This window comes from Pedobacter sp. A2324, from assembly GCF_059693705.1.
Window position 1 is genome coordinate 90,706 of the sequence record NZ_JCASSK010000005.1, and the last position, 21,062, is coordinate 111,767.

A 21,062-nucleotide genomic window follows, 5' to 3' on the forward strand; every position below is an offset into this window, starting at 1 on the left:
TATGAAACCAATTAGCCTGACCATTTTGTTGATATACAGTTTACTGTGCTTTAGTGCAAGCGCAGCAGATATTTACGTTGCAAAGAACGGTTCTGATTCTAATTTGGGTTCGATAGAGAAACCTTTGGCTACCCTTCATTTGGCTATTAGAAAAGCCAGGGAACTCAGGCGGTTAAACGACCCTTCTATTAAAAATGGAATCAGAATTTTTCTGGGCAAAGGCGTTTACCAGCTGCATGAACCTGTTGTTCTTCGTCCTGAAGATTCAGGGACAAAAGAGAGCCCGACGGAAATTATAGCTACCGAAAAAGTTGTTTTAAGCGGTGGGGTGAACATTAAAGGATGGAAAAAACTGTCAGGAGCAGTTGCAGGATTGCCTAAAGCTGCAATAGGGAAATTATGGGTGGCAGATGTACCGAACTTTGATGGGAATGGACTATTGTTCCGGCAACTTTGGGTGAACGGCAATAAAGCCGTTCGGGCCAGAAATTACAATGGCGATGCCATGGGTCGAATCCTGGCCTGGGATACAAAAAACCAGACCTGCAGGATCCCTCTGCAAAAAAACGGGAGTTTATCACATATCAATGGTATGGAAATGCTCATTCACCAATGGTGGGCCATTGCAAATCTTCGTGTTAAATCTGTAAAAGTTACAGGTAACACCGCCGAACTTTCCTTCATGCAGCCAGAAAGCAGAATACAATCTGAACATCCATGGCCAGCTCCCTGGATATCGGAGAAAACAGGGAATTCGGCTTTCTACCTCACCAATGCCATTCAGTTTTTAGATGAGCCTGGTGAATGGTTTGAAGACATGCAGAAGCATAAACTTTATTACTGGCCAAAAGCATCTGAAAATATGCAGCATGCCGATGTTGTTGTACCTGCCCTGGAGAACCTGATGAAGATTGAAGGAACAACCGACCATCCGGTTACATTTGTCAACTTCAAAGGAATTTCTTTTGAGCACGCTACCTGGTTGAGACCATCCCGACAGGGGCATGTTCCGCACCAGGCAGGTATGTATATGTTGGATGCTTATAAACTAAATAAAGCAGGAACGCCTGACAAACCTAGCCTTGAAAATCAGGCCTGGGTTGGAAGGCCGGCTTCAGCCGTTGAGGTGAGTTATGCAGATCATATTTCTTTCGAATCTTGCCGATTTGAGCATATGGCCTCAACGGGACTGGATCTCAGAAAAGGCACTGCTGACAATCAGGTAAAAGGTAACCTGTTTAAAGATATTGGTGGTACAGCAATTTTAGCAGGAACATTTTCTGATGAGGCAACTGAAGTTCACTTGCCCTATAACCCTTCAGATAAAAGGGAAATTTCAACCAATGACGTTATCGAAAACAACCTCATTACAGATGTAACCAATGAAGACTGGGGAGCCGTTGGTATCGGGGCCGGTTATGTTCGTGGAATCAAAATATCGCACAATGAGATTTCTGACGTTTCCTATTCGGGCATCAGTGTAGGCTGGGGATGGACAAAAACGGAAAATGCGATGAAAAACAATACCATAAGTGCGAACAAAATTCATCATTATGGTAAGCATATGTATGATGTAGCAGGCATTTATACCTTATCGGCCCAGCCGGAATCAATTATTACAGAAAACGTGATAGATAGCATTTATAAAGCACCCTTTGCCCATCTTCCTGAGCATTGGTTCTACCTTTATACAGATGAGGGTTCATCCTATTTCACTATTAAAAATAACTGGACACCTGCCGAGAAGTATCTGCAGAATGCAAATGGCCCGGACAATTTATGGGAAGGTAACGGGCCAAAAGTGTCTCAGAATATTAAACAAAGTGCCGGTTTACAACAGCCTTATCAATACCTCTTGAAAGAGAAAGCTGCTTATTCCAATCGCGGGATTAATCAGGCTGAAGATAAACCGGTCGTGTTCGAATTGATTTTTAAAGATGATTTACCGGGCAATAAAACCCTGGAAAAGTTTGCCATGGAAAATAATCTGCTGCAAAGTTCAATCTATAAGTGGAATAAGCGCCTGGTGATTTATACTTCAAGCCTGAAAGTAGAGAGTTTAACACAAACCTTAAAACGCCTGGATGCCTCAGAAATCAAGCTTTACGAAAATATGTTTTATGATTTTAACAGAGAAAAAAACTGTGGCGATAAACCTGTAATGGAGTGGGATAACATCGTTTTATCGGCCAATCTGGTCAAAGATGAAAAGATGCAGAAAGAATATCTCGACTACCACAAAACCCAGTTCGAAAAGTGGCCGGAAATATCGAAAGGATTCTGTAATGCTGAATTTCAGCGACTGGCTATCTTTAAAAAAGACAGACAGCTGATGTTAATCATCAGTATTCCGAAAGGAAAAAAATTAGATAATTTAAATCCAAAAACCACTTTGAATAATCCGAAAGTGGATGAATGGAATGCCATAATGAAAAAATACCAGGAGGGAATTCCGGGAACAAAACCTGAAGAGGTTTGGGTGTTTTTTAAACCGATTGAATAAACGACGACTTAAGAAATAAATAAAATATCATGTTAAGATTAGGGATCCTAGGTTTAGGAGAGGGCAGAAGTACAATTTCTGCATCATTGGCGAGCAAGAAGTTTAAGCTCATTCAAATTTGCGATGCCAATAAAAAGCTTTGTGAGGAACGTGCTTTAGAGTTTGATTTTGAAAACTGGACAACGAGTTATGAGGATATGTTAACCAGTGATAAAATCGATATGATCGCCATATATACCCCCGATCATCTGCATTTCGAACATATCAAACTGGCTCTGCAACATGGAAAGCATGTGGTGTGTACCAAACCTTTTATCGACGATTTATCACAGGCCAATGAACTGCTTGAGCTTGCTAAGAAATCAAGAAAGAAAATCTTTGTCGGTCAGAGCTCGCGCTTTTTTGAGCCTGCTATGCGTCAGAAAAAGGATTTCGACAAAGGTTTGATTGGGGAATTGATTACCATCGAAAGTCATTATCATGCCGATCACCGCTGGTTTTTGGAAAAAGGCTGGTCACTGAAGCAATCTTTTAAATGGTTGTATGGTGGTTTAAGTCATCCGGTTGATTTCATCCGTTGGTATATGCCCGATATTGAAGAGGTGATGGGTTATGGAATGCTAAGTAGCAATGGCTTGAAAGCAGGACTTAAAAATCAGGATACCATGCATTTCATTTTCAAAGCAAAAGATGGCCGGATTGCGAGAGTGAGCGGCGCTTATACCGGACCAACACAACCGGCAAGCCGCGATAGTGGAATGAGCTGCATTTTACGCGGAACTGAGGGCGCTAGTCAGGCCGATTACCATGAACTGCGCTACTCTGTAACTACAAAAACCGGTGAGGAAAAAATCATTACCTGGGGCGATTCAACTTTAAAACACTATTTCCGTTTCGAAGGACAAAGCCACCATGCAGGAGAATATCAGAATTACCTGGATTATTTTGCCGATAGCATCAATAATAAATTTACCGCTTACCCTGATTTGAAGGAAGGGATTGGAACGGTGGCATTGTTACAGGCTATGGATAAATCGATGGAAACCGGATTGCCTGTGAAGATTGACGATATCCTAAAAGCCAATAATATTACACGGGAATCGATAGGCTTGTAGCTTTTCGATGAAACAGCCACGGAAACACAGAGAACACGGAAGAAGGAATTTATTTATAAAGAGAAAAAATACTCCGTGGATTCAGTGCTTCCGTTGCAAAAAATACAAGAGAATCGATAGGCTTGTAGGTTTTCGATAAAACAGCCACGGAAACACAGAGAACACGGAAGAAGGAATTTATTTATAAAGAGAAAAAATACTCCGTGAATTCAGTGCTTCCGTTGCAAAAAATACAAGAGAATCGATAGGCTTGTAGCTTTTCGATAAAACAGCCACGGAAACACAGAGAACACGGAAGAAGGAATTTATTTATAAAGAGAAAAAAAATATTCTGTGAATTCCGTGCTTCCGTGGCAAAAAATACATGAGAACCGATTGGATTGTAGAAATCCCGTCATTGCGAGTTATCCTAACCTAAACCATACTAACCAAATAAACCAATGGGAAACATTGTTGAACGATTAACCGGCCTGGATTACCTCATTGTGATCGCCTATGTGATCATTTTGATCATCATCGGGTACAGGGCCAGTTTCTCAAAAAAGAAAAGCGAAGACGAAACTTTATTCCTCGCAAACAAATCATTGAACTGGTCGAGCATCGGCTTCAACATGTGGGGCACAAACGTTGGCCCCTCTATGCTGCTGGCCTTTGCCAGTATTGGTTACAGTACGGGTATTGTGGCCGTAAACTTCGATTGGTATGCCTTTATATTTTTATTCCTCCTGGCAATTGTTTTTGCCCCGAAATACCTGGCAGCTAAAGTAAGTACGATGCCGGAGTTTATGGGCAACCGTTACGGCGATTCTACGCAGAACATTCTGGCCTGGTATGCCTTGGTGAAGATTTTAATTTCATGGTTATCATTGGGTTTGTTTGCAGGAGGCTTCCTTGTTCGCCAGATTTTAGGCATCCCCATGTGGCAGTCGGTTACGGTTTTAGTCGCTTTCGCAGGCTTATTTACTTTTTTTGGCGGCTTAAAAGCCATTGCAAAGGTAAATGTCTTCCAGATGATTTTATTGATTGCCGTTTCCCTATCTCTCATGCTTCTGGGTTTAAATAAAGTGGGTGGAATCTCCGCATTGTATGCGAAAACACCTCATCGTTTCTGGAATTTAATTCAGCCAGCCAGCGACCCAAAATACCCCTGGTATGCCATCTTACTGGGATATCCCGTTGCTGCTGTAGCCTTTTTCTGTACCGATCAGTCAATGGTTCAATCGGTTTTAGGGGCAAAAAATTTAAAACAAGGCCAGCTGGGCGTGAGCTTTATCGGCTGGCTCAAAATCCTTTCTTTACCACTTTTTATTGGTACGGGAATTTTATGTTATGTGCTGTTCCCAAACCTGAAAGATCCAAACGAAGCCTACATGACTATGGTGACCAGTTTATTCCCGCCGGGCATGAACGGTCTGGTAATCGTAGTATTGATTGCTGTTCTGGTAGGAACGATCGGATCCTCGCTCAATTCGCTGAGCACCGTTTTTACTATGGATATTTATGTGAAGAAAATCAATCCGCAGGCCAGCAATAAGCAGATTATCCGTATTGGAAGATGGGCTGTAGTGGCCGGTTGTATATTCGCTGTGATTGTAGTGTTGGCCATCGATAACATCAAGGGGTTAAACTTATTCGACGTTTTTCAATCGGTGCTGGGTTTTATCGCTCCTCCGCTGTCAGTGGTTTTCCTGCTCACCGTGTTTTGGAAAAGAACAACCAGAAAAGCAGTGAATTTTACGCTGTCCATCGGCTCAATTCTTAGTCTGAGTATCGGCGTTACTTATCTCTGGATCCTGCCACCGGGTGAATATAGTTTCTGGCCACATTACTTGATGCTGTCTTTTTTCATTTTCGCCGGACTCCTGATCATTGCAGTGTTGATTTCCGTGCTGGACAGATCGCCAAGTATTTATACAATTAATGCCGAGCATCAGGCTAACGTCGAGAAGCCCCAAAGGGCAGTCTGGATCTCCTGGGTGGCCCTGGCGATAGTAATGCTATTACTCTATTTATTCTTCAACGGACATTAACCGGAACTCCGGAGCCGGGTGTCAAAATATATAAACATGAAAAATTTAAGAAAAACATTACTGCTGGCTTTAGTCACCTTTTCAACAGTACCTGTATTTGCACAGCATGCCTCCTGGATCTGGTATCCCGGAGATTTCGATATTTACATGAGCAATGTGATGCAGAACCGGAGAACAGAAAGAGGTTCTTTCTTTCCGGTATTCTGGAAAATGGATAGTCACTATGTACTGGTCGATTTTCATAAGGAATTTACCCTCTCACAGCCGGAAGAGGTGAGGCTTTATGTAGAAGGAACTTACAATGTGAAAATCGATGGGCAGGCGATTTCCGGTTTTCCGAAGAGCATACAAATCCCAGCAGGCAAGCATAAACTAAGCCTCAAGGTGTACAATCAGGCACATGTACCCGCAATATATGTGAAGGGAGAAACCGTCGTTTCTGATGAAAGCTGGTTAACTACTTTTGAGGACAAAGAGTGGATTGACGCCAGTGGAAAAACATCCGATAAATCCGGTACCACTTTCGTTTCCGCAGGTTCGTGGAACTTCAATGACCCGGCCAGATTACCTTCAGCATTTAAATTGCCAACTGTGCCACAATCAGCTTTGAAAACAGAAAACGTGGGTTCGGGATATGTTGCTGATTTCGGGAAAGAGACCTTCGGTTTTATCAAGGTGCACGGATTAAAGGGAAAAGGACGATTGAGACTTTACTATGGCGAATCAAAAGAAGAAGCGCTATCAACTGATAAATGTGAAACTTTAGATGACCTGGATATTGACCTGAGCGTAAAAAGAGACTCCATTATGCCCTTATCAAAAGCCTTCAGGTATGTCAACTTTCAGCCTGGTTCCGGTGTTTCTGCTGATTCAATTTCCATGCTTTATGAATATGCACCGGTTACAGAACGGGGGAGTTTTAAATCGTCGGATGCAGAGCTGAACAGGATTTACGATGTGGCTAAATATACTTTCCACCTGAACACCCGCGAATTTTTCATAGATGGGATCAAACGCGATCGCTGGGTTTGGAGTGGCGATGCCTATCAAAGCTACCTGATGAATTACTATTCATTTTTCGATGCACCGACGGTTAAACGGACTTTATTGGCTCAACGTGGAAAAGATCCGGTTACGGCACACATCAATACCATTATGGATTACTCTTTCTACTGGTTTCTTGGTATCTATGATTACTATAAATTTACTGGTGATCAGAAGTTTGTTAAGGATGTTTATCCCCGAATGCAGTCTCTAATGACTTATATAGATGGTAGGAAAAACAAAAATGGCCTGCTCGAATGGATGCCTGGCGATTGGATTTTTATCGACTGGGCAGATAAACTGAGCAAAGACGGGGAGGTGAGTTTTGAACAGTTGCTGTATGCACGGAGTTTGGAAACAATGGCTTTATGTGCCCGGCTGGCAAATGATGCTGATGGTGCCGCCCGCTATGATCAGCAGGCCAAAGTATTGAAGGCAAGGATTTTTGAATTATACTGGAATCAAACTAAAAGCGCTTTGGTACACAGTCGGGTAGATGATAAGCAAACCGACAATGTAACGCGTTACGCCAACATGTTTGGAATCTTTTTCGACTATTTTACGCCAGAGCAAAAACTGGCTGTAAAAAAGAATGTGCTTTTAAACAATGAGGTAGCGAAGATTACAACACCTTACATGCGCTTTTATGAATTAGAAGCGCTATGCGCCATGGGCGAGCAACCCTATGTTTTAAAAGAAATGAAAAGTTACTGGGGCGGCATGTTGAAGCTGGGCGCTACTTCATTCTGGGAGGAATATAATCCGGATAAAAAAGGAACAGAACACCTGGCGATGTATGGCAGGCCTTTTGGAAAAAGCCTCTGCCATGCCTGGGGCGCTAGTCCGGTTTACTTATTGGGCAAATATTACCTGGGTGTTCAGCCTACCACCCCGGGTTATGAAACTTATACCGTCGAACCCAATTTAGGCGGTTTAGCATGGATGGAAGGTAAAGTGCCGACTGCAAATGGCGATATTACCGTTTATTGCAGTAAAAAAGAGATCAGGGTAAGTGCTGCAACCGGCACGGGTACATTGAAAATAAACAGCAAAACAAAACCGGTAGTGAAAGGTGCAGAAGTGAAAGAAATCTCCAAAGGAAAATATGAAGTAACCATTGAGAAGGGTAAAGATTACACCGTGAAATACACCGGATAGTTTTTAGCAGACCTCGCAGATCAAAATCTGCGAGGTTTAACGATGCGTTAAACGCCAATGCGTTGTTCAATCTTCTTCACGCATTTATTTGCTTCCGCAAGAATCACATCATTTTCAATGGCCTTATCGGCATTCAAGGCATTTAACATCGATATGGTTAAACAGGCAATAATGCCATCATTGCCGCCGATGCCAATTGGTACAGAAATATCCGTTACGCCTGAAACAGAATCACTGTTTTTAAAGTAGGAACCCGTTTTCTGAATTTCCTCCAGCGAGCTGATGAAATCTTCCTGCTGCGGTTTCGAGTATTTTTTGAAAATACTATTGTTTTTAAGGGCCAGGGTGCGTTCTGAGTCGGGCATGTAAGCCAGTAAAACCTTACCTGATGCAGTTAGTGGCAAAGGGAACAGGTTACCCTCTTCAATAGAAAGTGCAATTGGCCCCGGACTTTTAGCATGAATAATTACCATTACCTGATTCATATACAAAATACTTAAGTGGCAGGATTGGCGGATGCTGTTGGCCAGCTCCTCAAGCGGAAACTGTGCGGCCTTGCGCAGTTCGTCCATCGGAGAGTGCCTGTGAGACAGGTAGAACAACTTTAACGAAAGCCTGTATTTTCCCGAAACTTCATCACGCAAAATATATCCACGGCTCTCCAGGCTCATCAGCATCCGGTAAATTTCATTAGGGGTTTTCTCAATACCGATAGCAATTTCCGTTTGTGAGAGGGGGATGGATTGTGCTGATAAATATTCCAATATATCAAGGCCTTTATCTAAGGCGGGCGCTTGATATTTAGATTCCTTTTCGTTCATACAGGTTTAAATTTGGTCGTAGCGTATTTTTTACAATTTCAAACATACAAAATGCTTTCGGATTTACCATTTAGAAAGCTTCTATATCAATCTAAAGTATTAAATGTTTTCATATTTAAAAAAAATATTTATATTTGAATTAGTAGTGAGAGCTAATCCCGGGCTGAACTTCAGCCTGACGATAAAAAGGAATATTGTATTTCTTTAATTGCTTTTGTAGCTGATAACCAATTATAAATCTAAATAAAATACCTTAAAGGTGTAAATTATTTAATGAGCAAAATATTAGTCTTTTTCTGGCTTTTCTTATTTAGTATTTCGCTTTTTGCGCAGGATATTAAAGTTGCCCGTTTAAGTTGCAGCTATCGGGATAATCCGATAGGGATAGATTTTGTCTCACCCATTTTAAGTTGGAAGCTTCAATCGTCAGGAAGTAATGTGATGCAATCTGCCTATCAGATATTGGTTGCGAGCAGCGCTGCTCAACTAAACAAAAACGTTGGTGATGTTTGGGATACTAAAAAAGTAATCTCTGCCCGGTCAATTCAGATACCATACAAAGGAGCGAAATTGTTTTCAGCTAAAACCTACTTCTGGAAAGTCCGGGTTTGGAATGGCTCAGGAGAGGTTTCTGCATGGAGCAATACTGCTTTCTGGCAAATGGGTTTACTTACGGCTCAGGACTGGAAAGGCGCAAAATGGATTGCATTTGAGAAGCTTGCCGATTCGAATGTCAATGTTCTTCCTACAGATGGAAAAAAGGATAAGTACAATGCGAATAATATTTTACCTATGTTCCGTAAAGATTTCGCGGTTACCAAAAGCATCAGGAAGGCAACTGCTTTTGTTTCTGGCTTAGGGCATTTCGAAATGAGTTTAAACGGACAGAAGAGAGGTGAGGATTTCCTGGCACCTGGCTGGACGAAATATGATCGCGAAGCACTATACGTGAGCTACGACATTACCAGTCAGATTAAAAGAGGTAATAATGCCGTTGGTGTAATGCTTGGCAATGGTTTCTATTATATTCCACCGGTAAAGGAAAGATATCGGAAACTTAAAGTGGCTTACGGTTACCCGAAAATGATTTGCCGGCTTTTGATAGAATACAGTGACGGAACTTCTGCTAATATCATTAGTGATCAAAGCTGGAAAACAGCACCATCGCCAATAACCTTTTCCAGTATTTATGGTGGAGAAGATTACAATGCAAATCTGGAACAAAAGGGCTGGAACCTGGCTGGTTTTAATGATGCTAAATGGAAAACAGCGCTTCTGGTTAACGGACCTCTTTTAAATGCACAAAAAGAAGAACCCGTTAAGGTTTTTGAAAACTTTACCGCCCAAAGCATCAAAACTACAGGTAATGGGGAATGGGTTTACGATATGGGCCAGAATGCGTCGGCGATTATTGAATTGAAGGTGCATGGCAAAAAAGGAGATACAGTCAGGATTACACCTGCAGAATTAATCAAAGCAGACGGACAGGTAACGCAGAAAAATATCGGCGGACCTTCTTATTTCACTTATATTTTAAAAGGGGATGGTGTAGAGACCTGGCGTCCGAGGTTTTTTTATACCGGATTCAGGTACCTTCAGGTGAAAGGGGCTGTTCCCGCAGGAGAGGTTAATGCAGCCAACCAGACAGTAATCAAAAATTTAACAGCATTGCACGTTAGGAATGCTGCAGAACAAATCGGGGAATTTACCAGCTCTAACGAACTGTTCAATAAAACCTTCAGGTTGATCGACTGGTCGGTTAAAAGTAATATGGTGAGCGTTTTTACCGATTGTCCGCACCGCGAGAAACTGGGCTGGTTAGAACAATTGCACCTGATGGGCAATTCTGTTGGTTACAATTACAATGCAGCACCTCTATTTAAGAAGGCCTTGCAGGATATGAAAAACTCCCAGCTGCCAAACGGGCTGATCCCTGAAATTGCACCTGAATATGTGAAGTTCGAATGGGGTGGCGATATGTTCCGCGATTCACCTGAATGGGGCAGCAGCGGTATATTACTTCCCTGGTATTTATATCAGTGGTACGGAGATAAAGAAGCGATAGCGGAATACTATCCGATGATGCAGGGTTACCTGAAGTATCTTGCTGCAAAAGCAGAAAACCACATTTTGTCGCAAGGTTTGGGCGACTGGTATGATTTAGGTCCGAAAGCACCAGGCGTATCTCAATTGACACCAATGGGCGTAACCGGAACGGCAATTTACCATTACGATTTAAAGATCATGGAAAAGATGGCTACGCTTTTAGATAAAAAAGCTGATGCCCTGGCATATGCTAGTCTGGCGGTCAGCGTGAGAAAGTCTTTCAACGACCGGTTTTTTGATAATAAAACCAGGCAATATGCAACGGGTTCTCAAACGGCTAATGCCATGGCAGTTTACATGGAACTGGTGGAGGATGAGCATAAAAACGCAGTAATTGACAATCTGGTTAAGGACATAAAAAACAGGAAGAATAGTTTAACTGCCGGCGATATTGGTTACCGCTATGTGTTAAGGGTATTAGAAGACGCCGGACGATCGGATGTGATTTTTGATATGAACAGCCGGTCTGATGTACCCGGTTACGGGATGCAGATCGAGAAAGGGGCTACGGCATTGACTGAAAGCTGGGCCGCTTTGCCAACCGTTTCTAACAATCATTTTATGCTGGGGCATCTCATGGAATGGCTGTACAGCGGGCTGGGTGGAATCCGTCAGGCAGAAGGTGCTGTTGCTTTTAATCACATTAGAATAGAACCCGAAGTAGTCGGCTACTTAACCGCTGCTCGTGTCAGTTACAATTCTCCTTATGGCCAGATCTTGTCATCATGGACGAAAACAAAAAAACAGTTTACGCTGGAAGTCAGGATTCCGGTGAACACAAAAGCGGATATTTATTTTCCGGGCGACGGAAAGCAAACCATTACAGATGAAATTAATCCACGTATTAATGCTTTAAGTTTTGAAAACGGAAAAGCAAAATTAACAGTGGGTTCAGGTCACTATAAATTTATATGTACAAATGACTAGAATCAAAATCATCCTATTCCTGATAGTGATTGCCTTTAATGTGCAGGCACAAACACCAAACCTGATTTCGAATGCGGAGATGGAAGAGATTTATGAGGAAGTAAAAACGCCTTATAAGTACGGCTTGGTGATGGTTCCTGAAGATAAAGAACACAAAATGGATTGTCCCACGATATTCAGGAAGGGTAAATTCTGGTACATGACTTATCTGATTTTCAGCGGTCGCGGTTACGAAACCTGGCTATCAAAGAGCAGTGATTTACTGCACTGGGAAAATCAGGGAAAACTAATGTCATTTGGCGATTCTGGTAAATGGGACGACAATCAAAAAGCTGGTTACAATGCTTTGCTGGATATAAAGTGGGGCGGGAGTTATGGTGTGAAATCTTTTGACGGAAAGTACTGGATGTCTTATTTCGGCGGGAAAGAAAAAGGATATGAAGTGGAACCGCTGTCCATTGGAATGGCGTATACCACAACGCATCCATCACACGTACAGGAATGGACACGTTTAGATAAACCTGTTTTAACTGCTGCAGATGTGGATGTGCGCTGGTGGGAAAACCGCAATAAGCTTTTTAAAAGCACAGTAATAGAAGACCAGAAAAGACTAACCGAACATCGCTTCGTAATGTACTACAACGCTGTTGGTGATTCTTTAGCAAATAATAAAAAAACACGCTGGTACGAGCGTATTGGTATGGCAGTTTCTGATGACATGGTTCAATGGCAACGTTTCAATCGAAATCCTGTGGTGCATCATCCCGTGGGCATTACCGGCGACGGCGTGATTCAGCAAATTGGTGATAAATACATAATGTTTTATTTCGGGGCATTCTGGCAGGATAGAAAAGGTTCATTTAATCGTTTTGCCGTGTCGAAAGACCTGGTAAACTGGACCGACTGGACCGGCGATAACCTGATTGAGTCGTCAGAAAAATATGATGAATTGTATGCGCACAAATCTTTTGTATTGAAATACAAAGGGGTGGTGTACCACTTTTATTGTGCGGTAAATAAGCAGGACCAGCGCGGAATTGCAGTAGCCACATCGAAAGATTTAGGTAAGAGTAAAGTAGATTTTGTTAGCGAATCCAGAAAATAGCATGAAGGTTTCAAAAATGGAGATAAAATATAAATTATTGTGGTTGATGCTCTTTTGGAGTGTAGGGACTTTTGCGCAAACACGTGTAAGAGAAAACTTCAATAAAAACTGGAAATTCTTTCCCGGGGATGAGCCTGGTGCAAAATCTCCTGCCTATGATGACCTCAGCTGGCGTAAACTCACATTGCCTCACGACTGGAGTATTGAGGGAAAATTCGATGAGAAAAATCCTGCCAAGCCTGAGGGCGGCGGTTTGCCAACCGGAATTGGTTGGTATAGAAAAACTTTCAATGCACCGGCGAATTTTCAAAACAGATTAGTTAGCATTGAATTCGACGGGGTGTACAAAAATAGTGAGGTATGGGTTAACGGCAAATATCTGGGCAAACGTCCTTATGGCTACGCCTCATTTTCTTATGATATTGGCAAATATTTGAAGACCGGTAAAAATACCATTGCTGTTAAGGTCGACAATTCAGCCCAACCCGATTCCCGCTGGTATTCGGGATCAGGAATTTACCGGAATGTTTGGCTGACATCGACAGCCAAGATTGCCGTTGCCAATTGGGGAACTTTCGTCACCACCGATAATTCCGGCCATATTGAGGTTCGAACCCAGGTGCTAAACAAAACAATTAAGGCTCAATCTGTATCAGTAAGCCATGTTATATATGCGACTGACGGAAAACTGGTTCTCAAAGGTAGCGCCCAAAACATTCATGTCAGTACATCTGGCAGAGCAGCCAAAACCACACTGGATATCAAAAATCCAAAACTGTGGTCTGTTGAAAACCCCAACCAATATAAATTGATTACTCAGATTCTTCAAAACGGCAAATTGATTGATACTTATGAAACTAGGTTTGGAATCCGTTCATTCAACTTTGACGCCGATAAAGGCTTTTCTTTAAATGGAAAAGCAATGAAGATTCTCGGCGTTTGTCTGCATCATGATTTGGGGGCGCTGGGGGCCGCTGTAAATACCCGTGCCATGGAACGCCAGCTCGAAATCATGAAAGCCATGGGGGTAAACGCTATCCGCACCGCACACAATCCACCGGCTCCAGAGTTTCTGGACTTGTGTGATAAAATGGGTTTCCTGGTGATGGACGAAGCATTTGATATGTGGGAGAAAAAGAAAACCAAAAACGACTACCACCTCAATTTTCCGGAATGGCATACGCGTGATCTGGAAGACATGCTGTTACGCGATAGAAATCATCCATCTATCATCCTGTGGAGTATCGGCAATGAAATTCGTGAGCAGTTTGACAGCACAGGGATTGCCATGACCAAAGAGCTGGTTGCAACGGTTAAAAAATTAGATCAAAGCCGCCCTGTAATCTCCGCTTTAACCGAAACTGATGCCAGGAAAAACTTTATCTATCAGGCGAATGCGCTTGATATTTATGGCTTGAATTACAATCATAAACTATACAAAGACTTTCCGAAAAACTATCCTGGTGTAAAGTTTCTGGCAACAGAAACTACATCAGCTTTAGAAACGCGGGGCTTTTACGACACAGCAGATAGCATCCGCCGCTGGCCTAAAGATGGTAAAACAAAGTTCACAGAAGGGAACAAGGAGTGGTCAGCATCCTCTTACGATAATGTTTCTGCTTACTGGGGCTCCACGCATGAGGAAACCTGGAAAGCAGCTAAAAAATACGATCATGTCTCAGGCCTTTTTGTATGGACAGGTTTCGATTACCTTGGTGAACCTTTGCCTTATCCCTGGCCGGCCAGAAGCTCCTATTTCGGGATTGTCGATTTAGCGGGATTTCCTAAAGATTCATATTACATGTATCAGAGCGAATGGACAAACAAGCCCGTTTTGCATATTCTGCCGCACTGGAATTGGAAAGCCGATAAATCGGTAGAGGTCTGGGCTTATTACAACAATGCCGATGAAGTGGAATTGTACCTGAATGGCAAGTCGCTTGGAAAGAAATCGAAACAAAACGATGATTTACATGTGCAGTGGAATGTCACTTTTGAACCCGGAACTTTAAAAGCTGTTTCCAGGAAAAACGGCAGGGAGGTGCTCACGCGGGAAGTGAAAACCGCTGGTGCACCGGCTAAAATCGAGTTAGTAGCCGACAGGAAAAACATCAAGGCCAATGGTGAAGATCTATCTTTTGTTACAGTTCGCATTTTGGATGCCACGGGGAACGTGGTTCCCGATGCAGATAATTTGGTGATTTTTAAAGTTGAAGGGAATGGATTTATTGCAGGCGCAGATAATGGTTTTCAGGCAAGTCTGGAGCCTTTTAAAGCGAGCTATCGCAAAGCTTTTCATGGTTTATGTTTAGCTATTCTTCAATCAACAGATAAAAGCGGGACAATGAAGTTAACAGCAAGCTCGGCAGGTTTATCTGCTTCTTCAATAACGATAAATACAGGGAAATGATGAGCCGATTGATGCAAACCAATAATCATTTGATGTTAAACGAGTCTCCCGCAGATTTCGCTGATTCCCGCAGAACAAATTTTTTAAAATCTGCGCAAATCTTTTTTATCAGCGGGAAAAAAACGGCAATTATAATAGGTTATATAAAATCTGCGCAAATCTCCTTAATCAGCGGGAAAAAAACGCCAATTATAGTAGATTATATAAAATCTGCCAAGATCTGCGAAATCAGCGGGAAACAATTATTATTTATCCTGTTTTTTGCATTCAGCTGCATTAAATCTTCTGCCCAACTGGTCGATAAAACACCAACAGCCGTTCAAAAAGCCCCTCAAATTTATAACAAAGAACCCTGGGAAGACCAATTAGTGAGCGGCATCAATCGCGATGCTTCTCGTGCCACTGCCTATTCTTTCGCAAACATTGAAGATGCCAAAAAAGGAAATCGAGATAAATCTGCCAGGATAATTTCGTTAAACGGCGATTGGGATTTCTCTTTTGCCATCAAACCAGCAGATGCGCCAAAGGACTTTTACAAATCCCGTGTAAGTGGATGGAAAAAAATAGAAGTCCCGTCAAACTGGGAGATGAAAGGATATGATAAACCCATTTACAAGAGCGCTGTTTACCCCTTTCGGCCTGTAAATCCGCCAAATCCGCCAATGGATTATAATGGTGTCGGAAGTTATCAGCGCACTTTTTCTATCCCTGAAAACTGGCAGGATATGAACATCACCCTGCATTTTGGGGGGGTAAGTTCGGGATATAAAGTTTGGGTGAATGGTAAGTTTCTGGGCTATGCGGAAGATAGTTTTCTCTCCTCAGAATTTAATATCACGCCGTATTTGCAGGCCGATGAAAATATTTTATCGGTCCAGGTGATGCGCTGGACGGATGGCAGTTTCCTTGAAGATCAGGATCACTGGCGTTTGAGTGGAATTCATCGCGAAGTGATGCTACTGGCTGAGCCAAAATTGAGAATTGCTGATTTTTTTGTGCAAACTAAACTGGATAAGGAATATAAAGACGCTACCTTAAGCATCCGTCCGAGAATAGAAAACCTCACAGGCAAAGAAGTCAAAGGCTATAAAGTTACAGCATCACTTTTCGATGGCAATGGTGCTGCGGTACTTGATAAACCCCTGGAAAGAAGTGCAGAAAGCATCATCAACGAAATCTGGCCACGACTGGATAATGTGAAGTTTGGTTTGCTGGAAAGTAAAATTAAAAACCCTGCAAAATGGAGTGATGAGGTTCCCAACCTCTACACGTTGACCATCTCATTGGAAGATAGTTTAGGTAGAGTGCTGGAAGTTAAAAGTTGTAAGGTTGGTTTCAGGAGCATCGAATTTTCCAAGATCAATGGTAAACTTTTAATTAACGGTAAAGAAACCTACCTGTATGGAATCAACCGGCCCGATCATCATCCCACTAAAGGAAAAGCTTTAAGTCGCGCGGATATTCTGGAAGATGTCCAAACCATCAAGCGTTTTAATTTCAACTGCATCCGGACCAGCCATTACCCAATGGACCCGTATTTATATGATTTATGTGATGAATATGGAATTCTGGTGATTGATGAGGCCAATCTTGAAACCCATGGTTTGGGTGGTAAACTCAGCAACGATCCCACCTGGACAGCAGCTTACCTCGAACGCAGCAGCCGAATGGTGATGCGGGATAAAAATCATCCAAGCATCATCATCTGGAGTTTGGGAAATGAATCAGGAAGTGGCCCAAATCATGCTGCCATGTCGGCATGGATTCACGACTTCGATATCACCCGCCCGGTTCACTATGAGCCTGCCATGGGGAATCCCCGCTTAGATGGTTACATGGATCCGAGCAATCCTGCGTATTTGAAACCTAACGATCACTCGCACAGGTTGCAAAATCCACAAGACCAACCTTACGTTGATATTGTGAGTAGAATGTACCCAAGCATTTACACGCCAAAAATGCTTGCTGAACAGCAGAACGGTGATAACCGCCCGATTTTCTTCGTCGAATATGCACACGCCATGGGAAATTCAGTTGGCAACATGAAAGATTTCTGGGATGTATTTCGACCTACGCCACGCATTATAGGTGGTGCCATATGGGAATTTAAGGATCAGGGAATTCTGCAAACTGATAGTGTAGGAAACAAATTTTACGCTTATGGCGGCGATTTTGGTGAAAAGTACTTTGATAACTTCACCATAAAAGGCGTGGTCAATTCTGATGGGAAACCTAAAGGAGCGATGTTTGAATGTAAACGCGTTTACCAGGGTGCGCAAACCGAATTAGCAGATCAAACCAAAGCAATCATCAGAATTAGTAACAGACATGCCGTTAAAAATTTAAACGCCTATACGGTTACACTGATCGTTCGGAAGGATGGAGCAGTTGTCAGCGAGAAAGTATTGCCGGCGATCAATTTAGCTGCCGGAAGGGATACTTTATTGAATGTTTCAAAGTATTTACCAAAAATGGAACAAGGGTCAGAATATTTAGCTGATGTTCATTTTACTTTGAGCAAAGATGAATTATGGGCCAAGAAAGGATTCGAGGTAGCATCAAATCAATTTGCTTTGACAGGTTTAGCTAGCGCTAAAACCGTTGATCATATCAATCCACCAAAACTTTCAGGCAGTGTTGATATAGAAACCTATTCCGGACAAAATTTTGAAATCGGCATCAGCAAAAAGAATGGTGCTTTGGTTTCTTACAAGTGGAAAGGCACAGAGCAAATCTTTGCCCCACTGTTGCCTCATTTCACCCGTCCGTTAACCGATAATGATAAACGCGGCTGGAAGTCGAATAAAAAATTAAAGCAATGGTATGCCAACGATTTAAAACTGATATCAGTTTCGGGAGGCAAAGCTGACGCAAAAAATGGTTCTGATTTAATCGTATCAAGTGAATATAGTCTGATTAACGACAGCGCAAGAGTAAAAGTTAACTATGAAATCTCATCAACAGGTACCATTAAAGTTGATTATGCCCTCACGGTAAAGCCTGGTTTGCCTAATATCCCAAAAGTAGGAATGCAACTGGGTGTACTTCGTAACTACAATACCATTTCATGGTATGGAAAAGGCCCGATGGAAAACTATATGGACAAAAATTATGCTGCTGATGCTGCGATTTACAGCGAACCTGTAAACAATTTTATGGAGCATTATGCCGTTCCGCAGGAAAATGGAAACCGGACCGATGTGCGCTGGATGTATTTTTCGGATCTCGCAAAAAAGCAGGGTTTGCTTTTTGCAGCAGACAGTTTGCTGAGCATGAGTGCCAGCCCTTACACAGACGACAACGTTCAGGCGGCGAAACATACAAATAAATTGAAGGATGCCGGTTATTTAACGGTAAATGTAGATCTAATACAAATGGGCGTCGGCGGAAACGACAGCTGGAGTGATGTTGCCGCACCACTGCCCCAGTATCAAATCCCTTCAAAGAATTATCATTACCGCTTTTATCTTTTGCCTTTCGAGGGTAAAAAAGAGGAAGTGAGCAATAAAGTAAAACGAATAAAATTTTAGCATTGTGGAGAAGACCATTAACTTAAAAGGAATAACCTGGAACCATAGTCGCGGACTTTTACCCATGGTGGCAACGGCGCAACGATTTTCTGAATTGTACCCGAATGTTAACATTACCTGGGAGAAGCGAAGTTTACAGCAATTTGCCGACTTTTCTATCCAGGAACTGGCCGAGAGATTTGATTTGCTGGTTATCGACCATCCATGGGCTGGCTTTGCAGCAAAAACCAAATCAATTGTAGCTCTCGACTTTTACCTGTCGGAAGATTATTTGAATGATCAGCGCCGTAATTCGGTTGGGGAGTCATATGAAAGCTATTTCTACGATGAACATTTATGGGCGCTACCCATTGATGCCGCAACACCGGTAGCCGCATCAAGACCGGATCTTTTGGCAGAAAAAGGTTTACAGTTGCCACAATCTTTCGAAGATCTTCTGGCACTTGCCGATCAGGGATTAGTTGCATTTGCAGGTATTCCTATTGATGTTTTAATGAATTTTTACACGCTTTGCTGCTCACTGGGCGAAGACCCATGTCAGAATGATACGGCGGTAATATCACCCGAAACCGGAATAAAAGCCTTAAAGATGTATCGTGAGCTAGCTGCGAAAATAGATCGGGAAAACTTCAACCGGAATCCGATCCAGGTATATGAAGCCATGACTAAAACCGATGAAATTGCTTACTGCCCTTTTGCTTATGGTTATTCAAACTATTCGAGAAACGGTTATTCGCGTAAGGCTTTGCATTTTCACGATATGATTTCTATGGATGGTATAACGAATTTAAGAAGCACACTGGGGGGAACGGGTTTGGCAATTTCTTCAAAATGTGAGGAAATAGATGTGGCAGCCAAATATGTGGAATTTGTGGGATCTCCCGCCTGTCAGTCAACCTTATTTTTCGAAAGTGGTGGTCAGCCAGGTCATTTAGCCGCATGGAAAAACGAAGAAATTAACCGACAGAGTCAGAATTATTTCAGCAACACCTTACCGGCTTTACAGCGTGCTTTTTTACGCCCGCGTTACCACGGCTCAATGTATTTCCAAGACCATGCCGGTGATGTGGTACGCGATTATCTGATGAACGGTGGAAATGAAGAGGAGGTACTATCCGCTATGAATACCTTGTATATTACATCTAAAAGTTTAGTGTTATCATGAACAGACCACTAGAAGGACTCTTGGTTTTAGAGTTTTGCCAGTTTCTGGCCGGGCCATCTGCAGGATTGAAGCTTGCGGATCTGGGCGCCCGTGTCATTAAAATTGAGCGACCTGAAACAGGCGACGCTTGCCGGCAGTTATCCATCAAAAATCTTTTTGTAGATGATGATAGCTTGCTTTTTCACACCATCAACCGTAATAAGGAAAGCTATGCTGCGAATCTGAAAAATCCTGAGGATTTGGAAAGATTAAGAAAACTTATCAGCAAAGCAGATGTGATGACACATAATTTCCGTCCCGGGGTGATGGAAAAGATCGGTCTGGATTACGAAAGTGTTCAGCACATCAACCCTAAAATCGTTTATGGTGTGGTTACCGGATATGGAAATGAAGGTCCCTGGCGGAATAAACCTGGTCAGGATTTGCTGGTTCAGGCCGTTTCGGGCTTAACCTTTTTATCTGGCGTAGATATCGATGGACCGGTTCCATTTGGCCTCTCGGTGTCGGACATCATGTGTGGAAACCATCTTGCACAGGGGATTATGGCTGCCTTAATCAAAAGGGCCAAAACAAACAAAAGCGTTCTGGTTGAGGTGAGTTTACTGGAATCTGTTCTGGATGTGCAGTTTGAAGTGATCACAACTTATCTGAATGACGGGGGTAAATTGCCTGACAGAAGCGGAGCAAAGGGTAGTGCGCACGCCTATTTGAGCGCACCTTATGGTATGTACGAAACTAAAGACGGCTACATTGCCATGGCGATGGGGAATCTTCCGAATATATGTGCCATTATCAAATGCGACATTGATGATTTATATGTGGAAGCAGGTTCGGCATTTGAGAACCGCGACCAGCTAATTGTACGCCTGGCCGAAACTTTCAAAAAGCAGGATACCACTACCTGGGTAGATCTTTTAGAAACGCATGATATATGGTGTGCAGAAGTGTTAAATTACCAGACTGCTACTGCGTTAAGTACCTATAAAAACCTGGAGATCGAACAAAGTTTAGACCTTGGAGGCGACAAGACTATTAAAACCACTGTTAGTCCGATCCGGTTAGATAATGAGAAGTTGTTTGCAGCGAAAGCTGCACCAAAACTGGGCGTTGATACCCGGAATATTAATACAGAATTTGAATTGAATTAG

The 21,062-nt window shown here is 42.5% G+C and carries 11 protein-coding genes; 10 read left to right on the forward strand and 1 reads right to left on the reverse strand.

Annotated features, from left to right (window positions below):
• Nucleotide 1 precedes the first annotated feature (1 nt).
• From AC570I_RS15635 to AC570I_RS15650, 4 genes are all read left to right on the forward strand, one after another.
• Nucleotides 2-2,503, forward strand: coding sequence for an L-rhamnose mutarotase (locus AC570I_RS15635; protein WP_497406196.1), 2,502 nt, complete (start codon nt 2-4; stop codon nt 2,501-2,503).
• A gap of 29 nt (nt 2,504-2,532) precedes the next feature.
• The gene (locus AC570I_RS15640; RefSeq protein ID WP_316800575.1) at nt 2,533-3,618 is read left to right on the forward strand and encodes a Gfo/Idh/MocA family protein; all 1,086 of its coding nucleotides are present in this window, start codon (nt 2,533-2,535) and stop codon (nt 3,616-3,618) included.
• Nucleotides 3,619-4,058: 440 nt separating this feature from the next.
• Nucleotides 4,059-5,648, forward strand: a complete 1,590-nt coding sequence (locus tag AC570I_RS15645; RefSeq protein ID WP_497406197.1) for a sodium:solute symporter family transporter — start codon at nt 4,059-4,061, stop codon at nt 5,646-5,648.
• Between the two features lie 36 nt (nt 5,649-5,684).
• The gene (locus AC570I_RS15650) at nt 5,685-7,850 is read left to right on the forward strand and encodes an alpha-L-rhamnosidase-related protein (RefSeq protein WP_497406198.1); all 2,166 of its coding nucleotides are present in this window, start codon (nt 5,685-5,687) and stop codon (nt 7,848-7,850) included.
• A 47-nt stretch (nt 7,851-7,897) separates the two neighbouring features.
• Here the strand turns inward: AC570I_RS15650 and AC570I_RS15655 are convergent, their stop codons facing one another.
• Complete coding sequence (locus tag AC570I_RS15655) at nt 7,898-8,671, reverse strand: IclR family transcriptional regulator (RefSeq protein WP_497406199.1); 774 nt, start codon at nt 8,669-8,671, stop codon at nt 7,898-7,900.
• A gap of 273 nt (nt 8,672-8,944) precedes the next feature.
• Here AC570I_RS15655 and AC570I_RS15660 point away from each other — a divergent pair, with 273 nt between their 5' ends.
• From AC570I_RS15660 to AC570I_RS15685, 6 genes are read left to right on the forward strand one after another with little or no spacing between them, the layout of a single operon-like run.
• Nucleotides 8,945-11,704: a family 78 glycoside hydrolase catalytic domain gene (locus AC570I_RS15660; RefSeq protein WP_497406200.1), complete on the forward strand. Its 2,760-nt coding sequence runs from the start codon at nt 8,945-8,947 to the stop codon at nt 11,702-11,704.
• Complete coding sequence (locus AC570I_RS15665; protein ID WP_497406201.1) at nt 11,697-12,809, forward strand: glycosylase; 1,113 nt, start codon at nt 11,697-11,699, stop codon at nt 12,807-12,809. The genes AC570I_RS15660 and AC570I_RS15665 overlap by 8 nt, the downstream gene beginning before the upstream one ends.
• 1 nt (nt 12,810) lies before the next feature.
• Nucleotides 12,811-15,219, forward strand: coding sequence for a beta-galactosidase GalB (gene galB, locus AC570I_RS15670; protein WP_497406202.1), 2,409 nt, complete (start codon nt 12,811-12,813; stop codon nt 15,217-15,219).
• A complete protein-coding gene (locus AC570I_RS15675) occupies nt 15,216-18,749 on the forward strand; it encodes a glycoside hydrolase family 2 TIM barrel-domain containing protein (RefSeq protein ID WP_497406203.1) in 3,534 nt (1,177 codons plus the stop codon). Before galB ends, AC570I_RS15675 begins: the two co-directional genes overlap by 4 nt.
• A gap of 4 nt (nt 18,750-18,753) precedes the next feature.
• On the forward strand, nt 18,754-19,914 hold the full coding sequence (locus AC570I_RS15680) for an ABC transporter substrate-binding protein (protein WP_497406204.1): 1,161 nt from the start codon (nt 18,754-18,756) through the stop codon (nt 19,912-19,914).
• Nucleotides 19,911-21,062, forward strand: coding sequence for a CaiB/BaiF CoA transferase family protein (locus AC570I_RS15685; RefSeq protein WP_497406205.1), 1,152 nt, complete (start codon nt 19,911-19,913; stop codon nt 21,060-21,062). Before AC570I_RS15680 ends, AC570I_RS15685 begins: the two co-directional genes overlap by 4 nt.